Source organism: Natronomonas salinimetallica (assembly GCF_013839515.1).
Lineage (GTDB): Archaea > Halobacteriota > Halobacteria > Halobacteriales > Haloarculaceae > Natronomonas.
In genome coordinates this window covers 145,877-165,577 of sequence record NZ_JACDNQ010000004.1, presented here as the reverse complement: position 1 = coordinate 165,577, position 19,701 = coordinate 145,877, and the positions used below count along the sequence as shown (strand labels likewise).

General features: G+C 66.4%; 19 protein-coding genes and 1 pseudogene. 7 read left to right on the top strand and 13 right to left on the bottom strand.

The window, feature by feature from the left end; genetic code table 11:
* The first annotated feature begins 11 nt into the window (after nt 1-11).
* The 4 genes and pseudogenes from HZR14_RS04655 to HZR14_RS04640 form a co-directional block, all read left to right on the top strand.
* Nucleotides 12-584 carry a cysteine hydrolase family protein gene (locus HZR14_RS04655; protein ID WP_181691704.1) on the top strand — a complete coding sequence of 191 codons (573 nt, stop codon included), beginning with the start codon at nt 12-14 and terminating at the stop codon, nt 582-584.
* A 77-nt stretch (nt 585-661) separates the two neighbouring features.
* A complete protein-coding gene (gene aspS, locus HZR14_RS04650) occupies nt 662-1,966 on the top strand; it encodes an aspartate--tRNA(Asn) ligase (protein ID WP_181691703.1) in 1,305 nt (434 codons plus the stop codon).
* Nucleotides 1,967-2,510: 544 nt separating this feature from the next.
* Nucleotides 2,511-3,101: a hypothetical protein gene (locus HZR14_RS04645; RefSeq protein ID WP_181691702.1), complete on the top strand. Its 591-nt coding sequence runs from the start codon at nt 2,511-2,513 to the stop codon at nt 3,099-3,101.
* 100 nt (nt 3,102-3,201) lie between these two features.
* Nucleotides 3,202-4,266, top strand: a pseudogene (locus tag HZR14_RS04640) (ArsA family ATPase); the annotation flags it as partial.
* A 13-nt stretch (nt 4,267-4,279) separates the two neighbouring features.
* On the opposite strand, the gene HZR14_RS04635 reads toward HZR14_RS04640, so the two are convergent.
* The 7 genes from HZR14_RS04635 to HZR14_RS04605 all read right to left on the bottom strand — a co-directional run bounded on the left by HZR14_RS04635 (nt 4,280) and on the right by HZR14_RS04605 (nt 10,660).
* On the bottom strand, nt 4,280-5,578 hold the full coding sequence (locus tag HZR14_RS04635; protein ID WP_181691700.1) for a glycerate kinase type-2 family protein: 1,299 nt from the start codon (nt 5,576-5,578) through the stop codon (nt 4,280-4,282).
* A 1-nt stretch (nt 5,579) separates the two neighbouring features.
* Nucleotides 5,580-6,407: an SDR family oxidoreductase gene (locus tag HZR14_RS04630; protein WP_181691699.1), complete on the bottom strand. Its 828-nt coding sequence runs from the start codon at nt 6,405-6,407 to the stop codon at nt 5,580-5,582.
* A gap of 221 nt (nt 6,408-6,628) precedes the next feature.
* Entirely contained in the window at nt 6,629-6,952 is a 324-nt protein-coding gene (locus HZR14_RS04625; protein ID WP_181691698.1) for a transcription factor S, read from the bottom strand.
* 180 nt (nt 6,953-7,132) lie between these two features.
* Nucleotides 7,133-7,870 (bottom strand): DUF8135 domain-containing protein, encoded by a 738-nt coding sequence (locus HZR14_RS04620; RefSeq protein ID WP_181691697.1) that lies wholly within the window; start codon nt 7,868-7,870, stop codon nt 7,133-7,135.
* Nucleotides 7,863-8,648 (bottom strand): hypothetical protein, encoded by a 786-nt coding sequence (locus HZR14_RS04615; protein ID WP_181691696.1) that lies wholly within the window; start codon nt 8,646-8,648, stop codon nt 7,863-7,865. The genes HZR14_RS04620 and HZR14_RS04615 overlap by 8 nt, the downstream gene beginning before the upstream one ends.
* Before the next feature lie 119 nt (nt 8,649-8,767).
* Nucleotides 8,768-9,604: an RAD55 family ATPase gene (locus HZR14_RS04610; RefSeq protein WP_181691695.1), complete on the bottom strand. Its 837-nt coding sequence runs from the start codon at nt 9,602-9,604 to the stop codon at nt 8,768-8,770.
* Nucleotides 9,605-9,637: 33 nt separating this feature from the next.
* Complete coding sequence (locus HZR14_RS04605; RefSeq protein WP_181691694.1) at nt 9,638-10,660, bottom strand: beta-ribofuranosylaminobenzene 5'-phosphate synthase family protein; 1,023 nt, start codon at nt 10,658-10,660, stop codon at nt 9,638-9,640.
* Nucleotides 10,661-11,093: 433 nt separating this feature from the next.
* On the opposite strand from HZR14_RS04605, the gene ilvD reads away from it, so the two are divergent.
* Nucleotides 11,094-12,851 (top strand): dihydroxy-acid dehydratase, encoded by a 1,758-nt coding sequence (gene ilvD / locus HZR14_RS04600; protein WP_181691693.1) that lies wholly within the window; start codon nt 11,094-11,096, stop codon nt 12,849-12,851.
* Nucleotides 12,852-12,914: 63 nt separating this feature from the next.
* Here ilvD and HZR14_RS04595 read toward each other — a convergent pair whose 3' ends face one another.
* Nucleotides 12,915-13,271: a DUF8062 family protein gene (locus tag HZR14_RS04595; RefSeq protein WP_181691692.1), complete on the bottom strand. Its 357-nt coding sequence runs from the start codon at nt 13,269-13,271 to the stop codon at nt 12,915-12,917.
* A gap of 249 nt (nt 13,272-13,520) precedes the next feature.
* Between HZR14_RS04595 and HZR14_RS04590 the strand changes: the two genes are divergently transcribed.
* Nucleotides 13,521-14,555 (top strand): phosphate uptake regulator PhoU, encoded by a 1,035-nt coding sequence (locus HZR14_RS04590; RefSeq protein WP_181691691.1) that lies wholly within the window; start codon nt 13,521-13,523, stop codon nt 14,553-14,555.
* 81 nt (nt 14,556-14,636) lie between these two features.
* Here the strand turns inward: HZR14_RS04590 and HZR14_RS04585 are convergent, their stop codons facing one another.
* From HZR14_RS04585 to rnhA, 5 genes are all read right to left on the bottom strand, one after another.
* Entirely contained in the window at nt 14,637-15,971 is a 1,335-nt protein-coding gene (locus HZR14_RS04585) for an alkaline phosphatase family protein (RefSeq protein ID WP_181691690.1), read from the bottom strand.
* Between the two features lie 104 nt (nt 15,972-16,075).
* Nucleotides 16,076-16,222, bottom strand: a complete 147-nt coding sequence (locus tag HZR14_RS04580) for a hypothetical protein (RefSeq protein WP_181691767.1) — start codon at nt 16,220-16,222, stop codon at nt 16,076-16,078.
* Nucleotides 16,223-16,408: 186 nt separating this feature from the next.
* Nucleotides 16,409-16,948, bottom strand: a complete 540-nt coding sequence (locus HZR14_RS04575; protein WP_181691689.1) for an inorganic diphosphatase — start codon at nt 16,946-16,948, stop codon at nt 16,409-16,411.
* A 132-nt stretch (nt 16,949-17,080) separates the two neighbouring features.
* Nucleotides 17,081-17,653 carry a DUF7108 family protein gene (locus HZR14_RS04570; RefSeq protein ID WP_181691688.1) on the bottom strand — a complete coding sequence of 191 codons (573 nt, stop codon included), beginning with the start codon at nt 17,651-17,653 and terminating at the stop codon, nt 17,081-17,083.
* Nucleotides 17,646-18,236: a ribonuclease HI gene (gene rnhA / locus HZR14_RS04565; protein ID WP_181691687.1), complete on the bottom strand. Its 591-nt coding sequence runs from the start codon at nt 18,234-18,236 to the stop codon at nt 17,646-17,648. The genes HZR14_RS04570 and rnhA overlap by 8 nt, the downstream gene beginning before the upstream one ends.
* A 148-nt stretch (nt 18,237-18,384) precedes the next feature.
* Between rnhA and nreA the strand changes: the two genes are divergently transcribed.
* Nucleotides 18,385-19,662, top strand: coding sequence for a DNA repair protein NreA (gene nreA, locus HZR14_RS04560; protein ID WP_181691686.1), 1,278 nt, complete (start codon nt 18,385-18,387; stop codon nt 19,660-19,662).
* Nucleotides 19,663-19,701: the final 39 nt, after the last annotated feature.

The window sequence follows — 19,701 nt, the reverse complement described above, 5'->3', positions numbered from 1 at the left end:
AACGGATACGTATGCGACTCGATCCGGACGAGACTGCGGTCGTTGTCGTCGATATGCAGAACGGCTTCTGTCACCCCGAGGGCTCGCTGTACGCGCCCGGTAGCGAGGCAGCAGTCGAACCCTGTGCCGGGGCCGTCGCGGACGCGCGGGCTGCCGGCGCGTCGGTCGTCTTCACCCGCGACGTCCACCCGTCCGCGCAGTTCGAGGAGAACCACTATTACGACGAGTTCGATCGGTGGGGCCAACACGTCCTCGAGGGCTCGTGGGAGGCCGAACTCGTCGAGGAACTGACGCCCGAGGCGGATGACCTCGTCGTCGTCAAGCACACCTACGACGCCTTCTACCGGACGGAACTGGAAGGATGGCTCGAAAGCCACGGGATCAACGACCTCGTGATCTGTGGGACGCTCGCGAACGTCTGTGTGCTCCATACCGCCGGATCGGCGGGACTACGGGACTACCGTCCGATCCTCCTGGTGGACGCCATCGGCGCGATAGAGGCTGACCACCGCGAGTACGCCCTCGAACACGCCGAATGGCTCTTCGGCGAGGTGTGTCCGCGCACCGATATCGGCTTCCAGTAGCCCGTCCGCGGAGTCCGCCCGACCGTGGAGCCGTCGCGTTTCCCCGCGCTTAAGTCCGATCGCCGAGAATCCGGTGTATGGACGACAGAACGTATACGGCCGATGCCGAACCGGGCGAGACGGCGACCGTCGCCGGGTGGGTCCACGAGATCCGTGACCTGGGCGGGATCGCCTTCCTCATTCTGCGCGATACGAGCGGGCGAATCCAGATCAAATTCGAGAAAGAGGAGATGGACGAGGCGATGGTCGAGACGGGCATGGGGCTCTCTCGGGAGTCCGTCGTCTCGGTGACCGGCGAGGTCAAAGAGGAGCCGCGGGCGCCGACGGACGTCGAAGTCGTCCCCGACTCCCTCGAGGTGTTGTCGGCGGCCGACACCGAGTTGCCGCTCGATCCCACCGAGAAGGTCGACGCGGAGCTGTCGACGCGGCTCGACAACCGGACGTTGGACCTCCGTCGGGAGGCGGGCCAGGCGATCTTCGAGATCCGAAGCGAGGTACTGCGGGCCGCCCGCGAGGCGTTCCGCGCGGCGGACGCGACCGAGATAAACACGCCGAAGATCGTCGCGACGGGGACCGAAGGCGGAACCGAGCTGTTCCCGATCACGTACTTCGGCCAGGAGGCGTTCATGAATCAGAGCCCCCAGCTTTTCAAACAGCTCGTCGCGGGCTCGAACGTCGAGCGCGTCTTCGAGATCGGCCCGATCTTCCGCGCCGAGGAACACAACACGCCGCGGCATCTCAACGAGGCGACATCGATCGACTTCGAGGGCGCGTTCTGTGATCACCACGACGCGATGGACGTCTGCGAGCAGGTCGTCGTCGCCGCCTACGAGGCCGTCGCCGAGAACTGCGAGGAGGCGCTCGAGGCGCTCGAGTTGGCCGAGGCGTTCGAGACTCCCGAAACCCCGTTTCCCCGGCTGGCGTACGAAGAGGCCATCGAACGGATCAACGCGACGGGCGAGCTCGACGAACAGCTCGTGTGGGGCGACGATCTGCCGACAGAGGGCGAGAAGGCGCTGGGCGACGATGTCGGTGGCCACTACTTCATCACCGACTGGCCCGCCGAGATCAAGCCGTTCTACATCATGGACCACGACGACGACGAGACGCTCTCGACGGGCTTCGACATGATGCACCCCCGGATGGAGCTCGTCTCGGGCGGCCAGCGTGAGCACCGCCGCGAGCAGCTCATCGAGGGCTTCGAAGCCCAGGGGCTCGATCCGGAAGCCTTCGAGTACTACACGAAGATGTTCAAATACGGGATGCCGCCGCACGCTGGCTGGGGGCTCGGTGGCGAGCGACTCGTTATGACGATGCTGGATCTGGACAATATCCGTGAAGCGGTGTTGTTCCCGCGTGATCGCCAACGTCTGAGCCCGTAGGGCGAAGACGTTGGGAGCCAACGAGACGAGCGAAGCGAGTCTCGTCGGACAGACAGCGATTGAGCCCGTAGGCGAGATCGCAGTCCGGCGAGCGGGTGCTCGGACGTCGCAGCCGCACAGTCGAGCGAATCGAGGCGAACAGGACAGTCCTCCGCGTTGTTCCCACGCGACCGTCGGCGTCTGATACTGCCGGACGTACCGACTTGAATCGCGGGGCAGTCGACACGCACGTTCGACCGGCGGTTTGGAGATATACCGGTTCGGGTGTTCACGAACGTACGTCCGGCAGTATGAGTCCCTGACGAAGACGGTGGGGGTCGAGGAGACAAAAAGCGCCGGGCGGCCACCGCTGTTTCGACTGTATCGGAGTAGCTATCGACGAGCAATCGACGAGCAATAGCGACACCCGATACACGCACGTGCCCGGATATCTCCCCCATTTCAGACATCACTTGGGTTTCGATGGTATCTGATGGTATTCACCGACACTCTTATATGTCCGCGAGGCGTTGATTCGGATACAATGAGCGAATACAGCTCCCCAATGTCTGCCGCATTCGAGTTCCAGCGCAGCGCCGTCGAAGGTGCCCACGGAGCCATCGAGAGCGGCGTCCAGGTACAAAAACAGTTCGGCGACGCGATGGTCGGTAGTTTCGACCCCGCCCGAGACGCAACCGAGCGCAGCACCGACTTCGCCCGCACGAGCGTCGACAACTACTTCGACGCCGTCGATGCGGTGCTCCCCGCCGGCAGCGGAGTCGACGAGGTCCACGAGATGATGCACGAGCAGCTCGATATGCTCGAAGAGAGCCAATACGACGTCATCGACCAACTCGAGGACAGCCTCGATGAGGGTACCGAATCGACCGAGGAGATGCTCGATGAGTTCCTCGGAGCGCTCGACGAGCAGGTCACGAGCCTGCTCGAGGCACACGAGGACGTCGAAGGCCAGACGCTCGAGGCACTCGAAGGACTCGAGGACAGCATCGAGGAGATGCAAGCGGAAGTCGAAGCCCGCGGCGAGGAGATGCAAGAGCAGCTCCAAGAGCAGGCCGAGACGATCCAAGAGCAACTCGAGGACGTGACCGAGAACGTCCAGGAGGCCGCCTCCGAGACCGCCGAGCTCAGCGCCTGATCGGTCGACACCACCTGCGCCTGATCGGTCGACACCATCTCTTTGTTTTCGCGCCCACGCGCCGTACCGACGGGTACACAAGCGGTCGTCCCCCACGGCCGGTATGAGCGAACTCACCGTTGAGGCGGTCGACTCCCTCGAGGGGGCGGAGCTCCCCGCCGGTGTCGATGCCCCGGAGTACGTTCTCTACGGCGGCAAAGGCGGCGTCGGCAAGACGACCTGTGCGGCCGCGACCGCGCTGGCGAGCGCTCGCGGCGGCACGCCGACGCTCGTTGTCTCGACCGACCCGGCCCACTCGCTGTCGGATACCCTCGGGACGGATATCCCCGCGGAGCCGACCGAGATCAGCAACGACGCCCCGCTTTTCGGCGTCGAGATCGATCCCGAATCGGCTACCGAAGGCCCCTTCGCCCCCGGGGCCGACACGGGCCCGTGGACCGACGATACTCCGGGCGATGGCGGGCTCGGAGGGCTCGGGGACCTGTTGGGCGAGGGCGGCCACCCCCTCGCCGGCGGGGCGATGCCCGGAGCCGACGAGGCCGCCGCGATGCAGTTGCTCATCGAGTACCTCGACGATCCGCGCTTCGAGCGGGTCGTCGTCGACACCGCACCGACCGGCCACACCCTCCGGCTGCTCGAACTCCCGGAGGTAATGGACTCGATGCTCGGTCGGCTGCTCTCGATGCGGGAGTCGGTCTCGGGGATGGTCGGAAACATCGGCGGTCTCTTCGGGGGCGACGATTCGGCCGAGGCCGGCACCGAGAGCCTCACGGCGCTCTCCGAACGGATCGAGCGCCTCCGAGCCGCCCTCGAAGACCCCGAACGGACCGACTTCCGCGTCGTCATGATCCCCGAGGAGATGAGCGTCACCGAGAGCGGACGGCTGATCGAGCGCCTGGAGGGGTTCGGGATCCCCGTCGGGACCGTCGTCGTCAACCGGGTCAGCGAGGACCTCGCCTCGACTGCCGGCCTCGACGCCGACTGGTTCGTCGCTCCGGACACCGAGAACTGTGAGTTCTGCCGCCGCCGCTGGGACGTCCAGCGCGATGCCCTCACGCAGGCTCAGGCGCTGTTCCGTGGCCGGGACGTAAAGCGGGTACCGCTGTTCGCGGAGGCGGTTCACGGCGAGGCGATGCTGGCGATCGTTGGCCGCTGTCTCGATTGACGCGCCGGCCCGACTACGCCGGTACGACGAGTACTCGGAGATCGTTGACGTTCGTACCGGTCGCCCCCGTTCGCAGGAGGGCGTCGGCCGAATCCAAGAGCGGATAGCTGTCGTTGTCCGCTAGCGCCGCCCGAGCGACCTCCGGGTCGTCGACCGTCCCTCCGTCGACGAGCGCGCCGGCGGCGTCGGTGCTGCCGTCGCCGCCGTCGGTATCGACAGCGCCGAGCACCACGCCATCGGGGAGTTCGGCTGCGGCCGCGAGGGCGAACTCCTGGTTCGGGCCGCCAATCCCGTCGCCGGTCACGTGGACGGTCGTCTCGCCGCTGGAGAGAACCACCGCGGGCGGTTCGACGGGATCCCCGCTGTCGGCGGCCTCGGCTCCGATCGCGGCGTGGACCCGGCCGGCCGGCGCTGCCTCGCCCTCGATCCGCGTCGAGAGGACGCAGGTCCGATAGCCGCGGTCGGCCGCATGCGCCCGTGCCGCGTCGACCGCGTCCCGGCCGGAGGTGATGACGTGGTTGTCGACGGCGACGGCGGCGGGGTCGCTCGGGGCGAGATCGGCGAGGTGGGACCTGACCGCCGGCACATCGAGCCCGTATCGATCGAGCACCTCGAGGGCGGCTTCGGGATCGACCCCGGTCGGGACCGTCGGCCCGCTCGCGATGACGGCGGGGTCGTCGCCGACGACGTCGCTGACGAGGACGCCGACCACCGTGGCCGGCGCGGCGGCGGCCGCGAGGCCACCGCCCTTGATCGACGAGCAGGCCCGCCGAACTACGTTGAGTTCCTCGATCGACGCCCCGGCGTCGAGGAGACCGGTGGAGACCCCGCGCAGGTCGTCGACCGAGAGCCCGGCCGCGGGTGCACACAGAAGCGCGCTTCCGCCGCCGGCGACTGCCGCGATGACGAGGGTTCGGTCGTCGGCCGTCGCCGCCCGATCGAGGACGGCCTGCGCACCGGAGACGCTCCCATCGCCGGGAGCGGGGTGTTCACCAATCGACACGTCGATACGATCGGGATCGGCGGTCCGTTCGTTCGTCACGACGGTACCGTCCGTAACCCGATCGCCGAGCATCCGCTCGAACGCCGCCGCCAGTTCGTCCGCCGCCTTTCCGCCGCCGAGGACGAGGATCGTCCCGTGAGCGGAGAGGTCGTAGGTTGCGTCCCCGATCGTGAGTGTCTCGGCATCTACCGAACAGTGCCGTTCGACGGCCCGTCGCGGGTGTGCAGCCTCGATTCCCGCTTCGAGACATCCGAGTACCAGTGTGTGTGCCGCCGATCCACCGGAGGACGCCGCGGAGCGTTCGAACATATCAGGAGCTAAGCCGTCGGATCGCACCGAATAGGTGGTCCGTGACCCGGTCGGGCAAGTAGTTCGCGTACGCGAGCAACTGTGCGGCGCGGCCGACAACGTACCGCGGCTCGGGATCGGTCGAAACCGCCGCCTCGACGATCGCCTCGGCGACTTCGGCGGGATGGACCGCGATCGGGCTCTCACCGCCGAGCAGGGTCGCGTCCTCCTGGAACGCGTAGAGGTCCCCGTAGGCGTCGGTTCGGTCGAGCCGCCCCAGCTCGTCCTCGACCCGGTCGCGGAATCCCGTCTCGACGGGACCGGGTTGGACGACGGCGACGTCGACCCCGAACGGGTCGAGTTCGCGCCGAAGCGAGTCACTGTAGCCTTCGATCGCGTGTTTCGACGCCGAGTACGGCCCCATCCCCGGTGCGGCGATCCGGCCGGCGAGCGAGGAGACGTTGACGATCGTCCCGTCCGCTCGCTCACGCATGTGCGGCAGCGCCGCGCGGACGAGCCGGTGGGGTCCGAAGACGTTCACGTCGAACTGCCGTTCGAGGCTGTCGGCGTCGATGTCCTCGATCGGGCCGTGCTGGCCGTAGCCGGCGTTGTTGACGACGGCGTCGAGGCGGCCCGCCTCGTCGATGATCCGGTCGACGACCCGTTGGACGTCCTCGTCGTTGCGAACGTCGATGGTGCCGATGTCGCAGCCGGCATCGCCGAGCGTCTGGATGTCGGCTGGATTGCGCGCGGTCGCGTACACCCGCCACTCCTCGTCTACGAACGCGTAGGCGGCCGCCCGGCCGATGCCGGACGAACAGCCCGTGATCAGTACCGTCCGATTGCTCATACGGGTCGCTCGGGGGGACGGTAGTTAACCGTTGATGTGTCGGGGCCACGATCACCGTCTTCCGAGACGGAGGCCCCGCTTTCACGTCGTGTGGGATCGGCGAGCCTGACTGAAGGGAAGGCTCGGAACAAGCGAGCGCCACCGCCGCGAGCAGCGACCCCGCTGGCCATCCGAACGGGCCTGCGCCCCGTGAGAAGGCCGCACCGGGCCTCCTGTTGCCGTTAGCTGTACTCCCGCCAGCGGTGGCCACACTCCTGGCACTTGAAAAACCGCGTCGGCGGTTCGTCGGCGGCCCCCGTCTGCTTGATCGTATACCACGCCGTGTCGTGGCCACACTCCTCACAGATTACGTCGTCAGACGTCGGTTTTCCCTCGAAGTCAGCGTCCGGCGAGGACTCGATGACGTCGCCGTCCGTCTGGGCTTCGGTGCTGACGAAGGACTCGGCGCGGGCCTCGTCCTTCCGTTGCCGGACGCCGCAGGACGAACAGACCATCTCGCCGTCGTCGGCGTGCATCAACGAGCCGCACTCGTCACAGAACTGCATGGGGAAAAAAGGACCCTCGGAAATAAAAGCTCACGGACTCGGTGGAGCGGCGGTGGGATTCGGCCGAACGGGGGGACCAGGCCGAACCGTACGCGCGGCGACCGGTACGCCGTCCGTCGGTCCCGAATACGCCGTCCGTCGGTCCCGAATACGCCGTCAGTCTGGTCTCGTCAGGTCTCGTCAGGTCTCGTCGGGAAACACCGTCTTCGCACGCTGGCGTTCCGCGACGACGGGGCAGTTCTGCAGCCGAAACCGGTCGGTACCGACCAACTCGACGATTTCGGTGCCCGAATTCGTGCAGGCGGTCTCGGGAGGTTCGGCGAAGTATTCACACTTCTTACAGTACTGTTCCGTCGGGACGACGGCGTCGGCCCCGTCGTCCGCGTTCGGTTCCGGTTCCGGTTCGGCCTCGGACGAGCCTTCGAGGACCGCGTCCCAGAGCGATTCCTCGTCGATATTCGCGGGCTCCATCTCCTCGAAGAAGTCCTCGACCTCCGCACTGGACGGATCGGAAGCATCCAGCTCCGTAAACGGGTTGTCAGAAACGTCGGGGTTGTCAGAAACGTCGGGGTTGTCAGAAACGTCGGGGTTGTCAGAAACGTCGGGGCTATCAGAAACGTCGGGGCTATCAGAAACGTCGGGGCTGTCCGTCCCGATTGACGTATCATCCCGGCGGTCGGTGTCGTCCACGCCGGTAGATGTAACGGCGTTCTCCCCCTCTAACTCCGCAAAGGGATCGTCGGCGGAATCCTCATCGTCCAACTCCGCAAAGGGATCGTCGGCGGAATCCTCATCGTCCAACTCCGCAAAGGGATCGTCGGCGTTCTCCCCCTCTAACTCCACAAAGGGATCGTCGGCGGAATCCTCATCGTCCAACTCCGCAAAGGGATCGTCGGCGGAATCCTCTTCCTCACTCATCGCCGTCTTCGTCCCTCGGTTCGGCGTCCGGGCCGTCGTCGGTACCTTCTTCGGTGAGAAGCGTCGGCTGTCTGAACCACCGGAGCACCGACGTCGGCTCCTCGAGGCCGTAGAGCCGGCGCTCACAGTGCGGACAGGTGGCATCGGATAGCAGTCCGATCCGGACCGCCTCGCCACAGCCGTCGCAGTTCGCTTCGAGGGCCCCACTCCGGTTGGCGGCACGCCGGATCTCGCCCAGATCGGCGTCGGCCTCGGCGTCGGCCTCGTCGCGGCGCTTGCGGGCGACGACGGCGCGGGCAAGCCGATCGAGTCTGTCTTCGGCGGTTTCTAAGCGCTCGTGGGTGGAGCCGAACTCCTCGTCGAACCGTTCGATCGAGTCTTCGACCACGTCGAGTTCCGCCGAGACGTCATCGAGGCGGTCGGTCAGCATCCGGAACTCCTCGTGGGAGTGATCCGCCGGTGCTCGGCCCTCGATCGCGTCCCGCAACTGGAGGACGCGCTCGCGGATGTCCTCGACGTTGTCCGCGAGTTCCGTCTCGACGTCACCGACCCGCTGTTCGGTCTTTCGGGTGCGAGCGTCGATGCTCTCGATCCGTTCGTCCACGGTATCGAGCCAGTTCTCGTCGAGGTCGGCCGCCGACCGATGTGTCTCGAGTAAGTGTGCCAACAGCGCGTCGCGGTCCATCCCGAGCGTCGCCGCCCGCTCCTCGAGCCACTCGGACAACGACGGAGGGAGCGTTACTGATAGTTCCGGATCAGCGGCCGACTCGGTAGCCATTACGGCATACTACGTCCAGCGCAGGTTTAAGCATTTGGTCGGTTATACGGACTGTTGACGTCGTATGCCGGCGATTGCCGAACCCGGGCCGGGCGCTCGACGGTGTGAGAGGGTCCGTCTCACCGGATCTTCCGGACGTCGCTGATGTCGAAGCCGGACTCGCCGATTTCGGTCTCGAATTGAACGATGTCCTCGTCTTCGATCCGCGAGAGCACTCCCCGGAACTGTTTGACGACCATCGTCCGGTCCCGCGTCGATCCGCCGCTCTCCCATCTAAACAGCAGGGTGCCGTCGGCGGCGTCTACCAACTGTCCGTGCCGGGCGTCGTCGAGGGACTCGCGGTTGACGTGGACCAACACCATTCCGCCCCATCCGAACGCGACCCTGGAAATCCCTTTCAAGAGGACCGGGACGTCGTCCCATTCGAGGTCGTCGGTCGGCGCGTCGATGAGGTCCGCGATCGAGTCGATGACGACGAGGTTTCCGGGGGCGTGGTCGGTCAGCGTGTCGCCGAGAGCCTCGGGGACGGTCGTCCGGGCCTGGTCCTCGCCGAGGTCCGAGATCCGGCTCGTCTCCCCTGTGTACCACTCGCGTGGAACGGGGCTGAGACGAAAGTACTCGTTCGAGAGGTCGTGAAACGTGATCGAGCCGATGGCCGCGTCCACGATGTCCTCGTCCATCGCGAGCGACATCTCCCGGCGGAGTTGTCGCTTCCGGGAGGTAAAGGAGACGTAATGCACTTCGGGTGGCGGGTTCGTCCCGTCGGGGAGAGTACCGTAATACAACTCGAAGAGATCGGGATCGCTCTCGACGAGCCCGTTCATCAACGCGGCGGTATAGACGAACTCCCGGGCTCCGGCTCCGGCCTCCCCGGAGAGCAACACGACGCTTCCCGACGGTGCCCCGCCGCCGATGGTCGTGTCCAGCCGCCGGATCCCGAAGGGGATGCGATCCATGCGTGTACATCGGCGGCGGTAGGGTTAAAACGGTTACCGGAGCCGCGTGATCCGTGCGCCCCCGTTCCGGGGGGTGACGGCTCGGACCTCGCCGCCGACCCCGGTCGCCGTGAGGGCGGCCTCGGCCGCGGTGTGCGCCTCCTCGGCCAGCGAGGCGTCCGTGACACCGTACACCGCAGGCCCCCACGATGACTGGCCGATACCCCGAACGGCGTGTGAGTCCGCCAGTTCGTCGATGAGCCGCCCCGCCGGCGGCCGGTACACCCCGCCCTGTTCGTCGGCGTACCACGCGCCGTTGAGACGGCCGAACTCGCCGACCGCATCCCCGAACGCCTCGAGACGCCCCTCCGCGACGGCCGGGAGGAGCCGGCGCGTCAAAAGCGCCGCGAGCGAATCGGCCACCGACGGGTCGGCGGTCTCGACGACGCTGCGCATGCTCTCGTCTTCGCCCTCGCCGCTTCGTCCGGCCTCGGCGTCGGGCAGAACGACCAGAAACCGCCACGCCGGGGGAAGGTCGTGGCGGGCGGTGACCGCCGGGACGCTCCACTCGCCGGGGTCCGGCGGAGCGGTCGTGAACCGTTCGGTCGGATGCCCGGCGTCGACGACGAACCCGCCCGACTCGAAGGTACCGACGCCGACGCCGCTTCGGCCACCGCGGTTGAGCGAGGGGGCGAGCGCTCGGACGTCCGGCGACCGGCCGTATGCCCGCCCGACGGCGGCGAGCGTCGCGAGCGCAGTCTGGGTACCGCTTCCCAACCCGATGTGTCGGGGCAGCGTCTCGATGACATCGACAGCGACGCCGTCGACGCCGAACAGCGCACAACTTCGCTCTGCGTACGTTTCGACGAGGCCGACGTCGCGGGTGTGCCGATCGGCCGGGGGGGCGGTACCGGCGCGTTTGGCCGTCACGACGATCCGATCGGCCGGTTCGGCCTCCACTACGACCCGCGGGGAATCGAGCGCGATGCCGACCCCACCGTAGAGACGCTCGTGTGCCAACGAGAGGTTCTGGAAGCCGACGTGCAGTCTGCCACCGACGTCGACGCGGACGCGCATTACCCGCCGTACGACGAGTGGGCTGTTGTGGGTTTCGACAGCGGGGATTTCTCGTCACGTTCGCTGTCGGTCACCCGCCGTGGGGGGCTCGATACGGAGCCCGTGGCCCGACATCGAGCACCGCAAAGGCCGCAGCCGTCACAGGTCCCGAGCACGGCCCAGATGTATCAGTTCCTCGCCGCACGCGACACACCGCCCGGTCACGTCGGTCTCGGGACGGTCCCCACATTTCGGACACTCGTACAATTCTATTGTTTTTATTGTCGTCTTCGGGCGCATATATTGCGGAAGAGTTTGGAAGGTATTAATTCAAACCCTAATATCCCTAGTAGTATGTAACCATACGACATATAACGGTGGGCGGACGGCGTCCTCGCCCGGCGGACGGGAGCGAGATGCGGATGGTTAAGTCGGTGGGCTGCCACGCACCGGTATGAGCCAGCAGACACCGTCCGAGCGAGAGCCTGGCGACTACGAGAAGGACGAGGATCTCCGGAGCCGCGACGTGACCGAGGGGCCCGACCGCGCCCCCCACCGGGCGATGTTCCGTGCGATGGGCTTCGACGACGAGGACTTCTCCTCGCCGATCATCGGGGTCCCGAACCCCGCCGCGGACATCACGCCCTGTAACGTCCACCTCGACGACGTGGCCGACTCGGCGATCGAGGGGATCGACGAAGCCGGCGGGATGCCGATCGAGTTCGGTACCATCACCATCTCCGACGCCATCTCGATGGGGACCGAGGGGATGAAAGCCAGCCTCATCTCCCGGGAAGTCATCGCCGACTCCGTCGAGTTGGTCTCCTTCGGTGAGCGAATGGACGCCCTCGTGACCGTCGCCGGCTGTGACAAGAACCTCCCCGGCATGATGATGGCTTCGATCCGGACCGATCTCCCCTCCGTGTTCCTCTACGGCGGGTCGATCATGCCCGGCGAACACGAGGGCCGCGACGTGACGATCGTCCAGGTCTTCGAGGGCGTCGGTGCCTACGCCCAAGGCGACATGAGCGGCGACGAGCTCGACGATCTCGAACGCAACGCCTGTCCGGGTGCCGGCTCCTGTGGCGGGATGTTCACCGCGAACACGATGGCATCCATCGCCGAGGCGCTCGGGCTCGCGCCGCTGGGGAGCGCCTCTCCCCCAGCCGAGGACCACGAGCGCTACGCGGTCGCGCGCCGTGCCGGCGAACTCGCCGTCGAGGTCGTCGAGGCCGACCGACGCCCCTCCGATATCGTCTCGAAGAAGTCCTTCGAGAACGCCATCGCCCTCCAGACCGCGATCGGCGGCTCGACGAACGGCGTGTTGCACCTGCTCGCGCTCGCCGCCGAGGCGGGCGTCGATCTCTCGATCGGGGAGTTCGACAGGGTCTCCCAGCGGACGCCGAAGATCGCCGACCTCCAGCCCGGCGGCGACCGCGTGATGAACGACCTCCACGAGATCGGCGGCGTCCCGGTCGTCATCCGGCGACTGCTCGACGCGGGGCTGTTCCACGGCGACGCCATGACGGTCACCGGCCGGACGATCGCGGAGGAGCTCGAATTCCTCGAGGAGGAACACGCCCTCCCCACGGACGACGAGATCGAGGCGGACTTCCTCTATACGATCGACGAGCCAAAACAGGAGGAGGGCGCGATCAAGATCCTCGAGGGGAACCTCGCACCGGAGGGTGCCGTGCTCAAGGTGACCGGTGACGACGAGTTCTACCACGAAGGCCCCGCACGGATCTTCGAGAACGAGGAGGACGCGATGGCCTACGTCCAGGAGGACGAAATCGAGTCCGGCGACGTGATCATCATCCGCAACGAGGGGCCGAGAGGCGGTCCCGGGATGCGCGAGATGCTCGGCGTCACCGCGGCCGTCGTCGGTGCCGGCCACGAGGACGACGTGGCGTTGCTCACCGACGGCCGCTTCTCGGGCGGTACCCGCGGTCCGATGATCGGCCACGTCGCCCCCGAGGCGTTCGTCGGCGGTCCGATCGCCGCCCTCGAGGACGGCGACCACATCACCGTCGATATCCCCGAGCGAACCCTCGACGTCGACCTCTCCGAGGCGGAACTCCAAGCCCGCCTCGACGCGTGGGAACAGCCCGACCCCGCCTACGACGGCGGCGTGCTCAGAAAGTACGGCGACGCGTTCGGCTCCGCCGCCAACGGCGCGGTCACGAACCCCGGCGTCAGACGCGACGAGTGAGCGCGGATCCGACGATGGGCGGACGCAGAGTCCGAGCCGCCACGGGACGACATCGGCGTCCAGTCACCGTGGTTCCGCTTCGATCGTCGTCGAGCCGCCATCGGCGTGGCCGAGCGATACGTCGTGGCCGGTGTGGCGGGCGTGGGTCTCCGCCCAGCGGCGGGCAGGCCGCTCGGTCAAAAATTCGTCGGCGTCCGGACACGCCTCGCAGGCCACACGCCAGGGCTGAACGTCGTCGGGAAAGTGGCCGGTGTGGCGTTTGTGGTCCAAGGCAAACCGTTCGAGCGCTCGGTTTCCGACGCGTAGGGTGTCGAGTTCGTAGCCGAGGTCCCACTCGCCGTCGCAGCGACTGCAGGTCACCGTCGGCGTATCGTCGATATCGTCGGGTTCGAGCGGGCCGCCATCGAACTGGTCTGACACGCCCCCACCTTCGTCGGGAACGTATATAATCGCACGGGAGCGAACCGAGACCGATCCCGGTTCCGGGAGTCCCCTCGGCGTCCGAGCCCCGACCCCGGTGTTCGTCGGGGACGGACGCCCGATTTCGGGGGCCGATCGAGGGGCCGTCCTCGCAATCAGCCGGGGGGTCTTCGGTATTGTATAAGAGCGTGCGCGAATAATAGTGTATATATAGTGAATATTAAGTCCTCGCACAACGATTGAAGTAATATGGAGACACGCAAGGTACAACGGCTGGGACCCTCGACGCTCGCGATGACGCTGCCCGCGGAGTGGGCCAGCGATCAAAACGTCGAGAAGGGCGATGAGGTGTCGCTTCGGATGGGCAGCAAGGGAACGCTGACCGTCCTACCCGAGTCCGTTCAAAAAGAAGAAAGCGAGGCGGTCATCCACGCACAGAACCTCGATGCCGACTCCGTCGAACGCGCGATCGTCGCCCAGTACGTGCTCGGACGCCGGATCATCCACGTCGAGGTCGGGAGCGGCGGCACGCTCGATTCCGCACAGATCAACGCGGTCTACAACGCCGAAACCCAGCTGATGGGGCTCGGCGTCATAGAGGAGACGCCCGAACGGATCGCAATCCGGTGTTCCGTCGATCCCGAGGACTTCACGCTCGATAACCTCCTCGAACGGCTCGAATCGACCGGTTCGACCATGCGAAACGAGGGAATCAAAGCGCTCGCCCACGGCAATCCCGACCTCGCACAGCGGGCGTTGAACCGCGAACGGCAGGCGAACAAGATCTTCGTCCTCCTGTTGCGGCTCATTTTCACCGCCTATCAAAACCCGAACCTGGCACGGTCGGTCGGCCTCGATTCGGGCTTTCCGCTCATCGGCTACCGCTCGATCGCGAAGAACCTCGAATTGACCGCCGACAACGCCGAGGACATCGCCGAGATCGTCCTCGAGACCGAGGGCCACACCCTGAACGTCGACAGCGGGGCGATGCGGCGCATTCGGGAGTTCACCGATCAGGTCAACGAGATCACCGAACTCGGCGTCCAGGCCGCGGTCAACCGCGATTACGACATGGCCATCGAGACCCGCAACCTCTTTGCGGAGATCCGGAACCGCGAGATCGAGATCCTCGATGACCTAGAGGAGATGCCCAACGAGGATCTGCTCCGCGTACGCGAGGTTCTCGTCAGCCTCGGCCAGACCGCCCAGTATGCGGCCCGAAACGCCGAGATAGCGACAAACCTCGCGTTGAACAAAGACAGCGGCCACGTCACGATCAAGTGACGGACGCTCGGGGCCAAAGCGACGAACTTACCGCGCGATCGTGAATCCCCCACGCGACCGTGAATTCCCCGCGCGACCCGTTCACAGTAGCGACGCGCCGTCGAACTCGCCGCGGTCGATCCCGATATCGAGGAGGTCGAGTATCGTGGGTGCGATATCGTAGAGGTCGGCGTCCTCGACCGTCGCATCGGCGTCGTCGACGAACAGGCAGGCGTTCTCGAAGCTGTGCATCCCGTTCCGTGGCCCGACGTCGAACACCGACTCGCCGCCGCGGAAGCCGGATTTGAGGTCGAACCCGTCGTTCGGGATGACGACGAGGTCGGGAGCGATCTCGTCGTGCTCGCCGCGGAAGGCGTCCTCTTTGGTCACGATACGGTCGGCGACGGGACGTCCGTCGGGGCCTTCGAGCGCCTCCAGGTCGGCTTTGAGCTCCTTTCGAACTGCCTCGTACTCGTCTTCGGGGACCGACCCGCGGGGTTCGCGGCCCTCGAGGTTGATATAGAAACGCCCGGGAATGAGCGAGTACGCCCGAGTATCGTCGGCGATGTCGCCGAGGCTGTCGTGGTCGTCGTCCTCGAAGGAGAGCCACCCGTTGTTCTCCAGCCAGACGTTGCATTTGACCTCGTGGTCGAGCGAGGTGAACCCGTGGTCGGAGGCGACGACCATCGTCGTCTTTTCGTCCAGCATCCCGCGTAGCTCCCCGAGATACCGGTCGAGTTTCGCGTAGAACTCGATGAACTCCGCTTTGTACTCGCCGTCCTGTGCGTAGTCTTTGAACAGGAAGTGATTCACCCGGTCGGTCGTCATGAAGACGCCGAAAAACAGGTCCCAGTCGTCCCCCTCGAGGTAGTGTTTGAACGCCTCGAAGCGGGCGTCGAGCGTCCGGTGGGCGTCCTCGATGAACGCCTCTTTGTCGTCTTTGTGTCCGAGTTTCGCGTTGACGTCAATCTTGTACTCGAGCGCTTCGAGCGTCTCGCGGAGCTCGTCGGGGTAGGCGGCCTTTTCGACGCCCGGCGAGAGGAAGCCGCTGACCATTCGCTGGACGTCCCGATCCGGCGGGAACGTGACGGGGACGTTCATCACCGTTGCCTCCCCGCCCGCGTCGTCGACGCGCGACCACAGCCGCGTCGCCTGGACGTCCTGTCCCATCGGGACGTACGTCTCGTAGCTGTCGACCTCGCGGTCCTGAAAACCATACACCCCGGTCGTCCCCGGGTTGACTCCCGTCGTCAGGGCCGGCCAACACGCGCTCGATTCGGGCGGTACGATCGAGTCGATTTCGCCGCCCGATCCGAACGCATGGAGGTTCTCGAACGTCCCCTCGTTGTCGGCGATCAGCGAATACGGTACGCCGTCGATGCCGAAGAAAGCGACTCGCGGTCCGCCCCCGCCACGAAGCCGATCGAACAGTCCCATGCCTCGTTTTGAGAGAGGCGGCTACAAGAAGTTTCGTTTCGACGGACAAAGACGACAGGGGTCGCCGAAACCGGCAAGCGAGACGCCGACCGGACGCGAGCGACCTACCCCTCGTCCGGGGCGGCGTCGGCCCCGGACGGCTCGAAGTTCTCCGGGACGACCGTCGGATGTCGGAGACCGAGGCGGCCGACGTCGTCGGCGTCGCCGGTACCGTCGATGTCGCCGGTACCGTCGGTATCGTCGGTGCGCATACACGGTGATAGGGGACTCGGACGTATATATCAACCCATAATCATAACGAATCCGGACCGACTGCCGGTATTCTTGAAGGTAATACGATTCGGTAAATCACCCGACTGCAGAGGGGTCGTTCGATGACCGATGGTAATCACGCCGGACGACCGCTGACCCGGGGGCCGTCGCCGGCGGCCGTTGTATCACTCGAAATGTTCCTCGTAGAGGTCCTGTGCGTGCTCGATCGCGTCCATCGCCGCCTGTTTGTCCTCCCAGCCCTGCGTTTCGACCTCCTTGCCCGCCTCGAGGTTTTTATACGTCTTGAAGAACTCGTCGATCTCGTCGAGTTGCTGTTGGGGGACGTCGCCGAGGTCCTCGATGTGGTCATAGCGGGGGTCCTCGGTGGGGACGGCGATGACCTTGTCGTCTTGCTCGCCGTCGTCGTCCATCTTCATCAGCGCGACCGGGCGGGCCTCGATCACACAGCCGGGGAACGTCCGATCCTCGACCAACACGAGCACATCGAAGGGATCCTCGTCGTCGTAGTACGACTGCGGGATGAACCCGTAGTCGGAGGGGTAATGGACGTTCGAGTGTAGCACCCGGTCCAAGACGACGCCCGGGATGTCCTTGTCGTACTCGTATTTGTTCCGCTTACCCTTGAGACACTCGACGACCGCGTAGATCTCTTCGGGCGCGTTCGGACCCGTTTCGAGGTCTTCCCAGAGGTTGGCTCCAGCCATATTCGAGGTTGTGCCCGAGGGTCGCAAAGAGCTTTCGACATCGACCGCGGCCGTCCTGGACGAAGCGTCCTCGGCGGTTCTGGACGAAGCGTCCTCGGCCGTCCTGGACGAAGCGTCCTCGGCGGTCTCGGATCAGGCGTCCTCGGCCACGCCGATGGTCAGCCGGACCGACTCCGCGAGCCGGTCGCGCTGTTCGTCGGTCGGCCATGCGTTCCGCCGGAAATATTCGGTGCGGAACTCCTCGCGCTCGGCCGGGGTCGCACGCTCGATCGGCTTCGCGTAGTGGTTGCTCATGAAATCCGCGAACGCCTCGGCGGTCTCGCCGTGGACCTCGCCGTGTCGCTCCCGGACGCGGGCCGCGATCGCGCGATTGTGCTCGTCGATTTCGGCCCAGTCCGCGCCGGATCCGGGACCCGAAAGCGGCCGTTCGACCGCGCGGTCGGTGTCGTCGACCCGGTCCATCCGTATCGTTCCGTCCTCGACCCACTCGGCGGGGTGTAACACGAGCGTCTCGCCGGTTTCGCCCTCCCGGACCCGTACGTCGTAGCCGTGGGCATCGAGCAGGTCCGCGCGCTCGCGTCGATACGCCGACCGTTCGTTCCCGTCGACCGCGTCCCGTATCCGCCGCGTCAGCGTCTCCGCGCGGTCGAGCACGTCGTCGGGGAGGGGTGACTCGTCATCCGGGTGTGGGGTCTCGTCAACCATCGAGTGCCTCGTTTGCCAGTTCGTCGGCGCGATCGTTTATTTCTCGCGGAACGTGATCGAGAGTCCACTCCTCGGCGTAGCGCAACAGCTCCCGGACACGGACCCGCTTTTCGCGCAGCGTCGGATCGTTCGCGTCCCACTCACCGCGGACCTGCTTGACGATGAGCTGTGAGTCTCCTTTGATGACGAGTTCGTCGAAGCCGTACTCGACGGCGGCTTCGAGCGCGCCGAGCAGCGCTTCGTACTCGGCCTGGTTGTTCGTCGCGCGGCCGATCCGCTCGGATCCCTCCGCGACGATTCCGTCGTCGGTGACGATCACCCACCCGATGGCGGCCGGACCGGGGTTGCCGCGACAGGCACCGTCGAAGTAGACGTGGGCGCGTCCGCCGCCGTCCTCGATGATTCCGGCGAGTCGGGCGGGGTCGCTCCCCTGGACGACGATCGAATCCTCGTAGGCGACCGCCGTCGCGCCCTCGCGGTCGGCCCGCCACAGCTCGTGGTCGGTGTTCCCGGGGCGAATCTCGACGCCCTCGGACTCCAGACGCTCCCTGGCGCGGTCGGGGTCGCAGTCGATAACCGGCATACGTTCGGCTCCCGGACGGGCGAGGATAGGGATTCCGGTCGGAGCCGACCGCGTCGGCGGCGAAACGACGGCGGCGGCGGATCGCCGTCCCCCGGCCGACGGCCGCCCCGCCCGAATGACATTTCAACGCCGACCCCGAACGGCGGGTATGCGCCTCGACGAGTACGTCGACGACCTCGACCGCGACGAGTCGGTCGAACTCCGGAGGCTCGCCGAGGAGAAGTCCTACGCCGTTACCGAGTACATCGACGACGCCAGGACCCGTTTCGACGAAACGCTCTCGGGGGAGACGCTCGTCGGTTCGACGGCACCCTCCGTGTTCGTCGGGCGGTCGAGTTACCCGCGGGTCTCGGCCGGCCTCCTCGCCCCCGTCGGCGACGAGGACGACGCCGCCGACTACGCCACGACGGGCACGTGGTACGAGAAGGGGTACGGCATCGACGACGTCTTCGAGCGCCGAACCGGCCTGTTGAACTCCACGCGGCGCTCGAACGTCGACGTCCACGACGTCTGGGATGGCTTCGTCGGCACCCAACGGGAGGTCGCCATCGCCGACCGCCCGGTCGACGTCGAACTCGGCCTCGAGGACCGTCCCGGGTTCGCGCTCGACGGCTCCCTGGAGGACATCGCCGCGCCCCGCGGCCCTCGCGTCGGCGCGGATACCGCCCGCGTGACCGAGAACCCCTCTGTTCCGCGGGCGATCGAGAAGACGCTCTCGGACGACGACTGGCGGGCGACGGGCGCGATGACCTACCTCTATCGCCGGGGGCTCGACGTCTACGAGATCAACAACGTGCTCTCGGTCGGCGCGCTCGGACGGGGCGAAAACAGACGGCTCGTCCCGACCCGGTGGTCGATCACCGCCGTCGACGACACGATCGGGCAGTACCTCCACGGAACGATCCGGAACGCCCCCACGATCGACCGGACGCTCGTGTGGCACACCGAGTACATGGGCAACGAGTACTGGGTCGTCGCCGCCCCCGGCGAGTGGGAGTTCGAGCTTCTCGAATTGAAAGCGCCGGGCAGCATCTGGAACCCCGACCCGAACGGCCGGCTGTATACGGCCGCCGACAGCGAGGGGTACGAGGGGCGGACGGAGTACGTCGAGGAGACCTCCGGGGCCTACTACGCCGCCCGACTCGGCGTCCTCGAGGCGCTCGCCGAGCGCGACCGGCAGGCGAAGGTGTTCGTCATCCGACACGCGACCGAGGGCTATTGGGCCCCCGTCGGCGTCTGGCAGATCCGCGAATCGATACGCGATGCGGTCGACGGCGAGGCGGCCGTCGCCGAGAGCTTCCACGGTGCGGTCCGGGAACTCGTCCCGCGGCTGCCGGTCTCGATGTCGACGCTCCGCCGAACGTCGACGCTCGCCGCCGGGATCCAAAGCGACCTCTCGGCGTTCGGCGGCGGGGTCGGGCCGTGACAGCGGACCGCTTCGCCGACCGACCGCACGCCGACGGGG

Bases quoted from the DNA above. Each gene is read 5' to 3' on its own strand.
- HZR14_RS04590 (WP_181691691.1), top strand. From the start codon at position 13,521: ATGGAGACACGCAAGGTACAACGGCTGGGACCCTCGACGCTCGCGATG.
- HZR14_RS04635 (WP_181691700.1), bottom strand. From the start codon at position 5,578: ATGTTCGAACGCTCCGCGGCGTCCTCCGGTGGATCGGCGGCACACACA.
- ilvD (WP_181691693.1), top strand. From the start codon at position 11,094: ATGAGCCAGCAGACACCGTCCGAGCGAGAGCCTGGCGACTACGAGAAG.
- HZR14_RS04610 (WP_181691695.1), bottom strand. From the start codon at position 9,604: ATGGATCGCATCCCCTTCGGGATCCGGCGGCTGGACACGACCATCGGC.
- HZR14_RS04625 (WP_181691698.1), bottom strand. From the start codon at position 6,952: ATGCAGTTCTGTGACGAGTGCGGCTCGTTGATGCACGCCGACGACGGC.
- rnhA (WP_181691687.1), bottom strand. From the start codon at position 18,236: ATGCCGGTTATCGACTGCGACCCCGACCGCGCCAGGGAGCGTCTGGAG.
- HZR14_RS04585 (WP_181691690.1), bottom strand. From the start codon at position 15,971: ATGGGACTGTTCGATCGGCTTCGTGGCGGGGGCGGACCGCGAGTCGCT.
- HZR14_RS04580 (WP_181691767.1), bottom strand. From the start codon at position 16,222: ATGCGCACCGACGATACCGACGGTACCGGCGACATCGACGGTACCGGC.
- HZR14_RS04645 (WP_181691702.1), top strand. From the start codon at position 2,511: ATGTCTGCCGCATTCGAGTTCCAGCGCAGCGCCGTCGAAGGTGCCCAC.
- HZR14_RS04570 (WP_181691688.1), bottom strand. From the start codon at position 17,653: ATGGTTGACGAGACCCCACACCCGGATGACGAGTCACCCCTCCCCGAC.
- HZR14_RS04605 (WP_181691694.1), bottom strand. From the start codon at position 10,660: ATGCGCGTCCGCGTCGACGTCGGTGGCAGACTGCACGTCGGCTTCCAG.
- HZR14_RS04615 (WP_181691696.1), bottom strand. From the start codon at position 8,648: ATGGCTACCGAGTCGGCCGCTGATCCGGAACTATCAGTAACGCTCCCT.
- HZR14_RS04655 (WP_181691704.1), top strand. From the start codon at position 12: ATGCGACTCGATCCGGACGAGACTGCGGTCGTTGTCGTCGATATGCAG.
- aspS (WP_181691703.1), top strand. From the start codon at position 662: ATGGACGACAGAACGTATACGGCCGATGCCGAACCGGGCGAGACGGCG.
- HZR14_RS04575 (WP_181691689.1), bottom strand. From the start codon at position 16,948: ATGGCTGGAGCCAACCTCTGGGAAGACCTCGAAACGGGTCCGAACGCG.
- HZR14_RS04630 (WP_181691699.1), bottom strand. From the start codon at position 6,407: ATGAGCAATCGGACGGTACTGATCACGGGCTGTTCGTCCGGCATCGGC.
- HZR14_RS04620 (WP_181691697.1), bottom strand. From the start codon at position 7,870: ATGAGTGAGGAAGAGGATTCCGCCGACGATCCCTTTGCGGAGTTGGAC.
- nreA (WP_181691686.1), top strand. From the start codon at position 18,385: ATGCGCCTCGACGAGTACGTCGACGACCTCGACCGCGACGAGTCGGTC.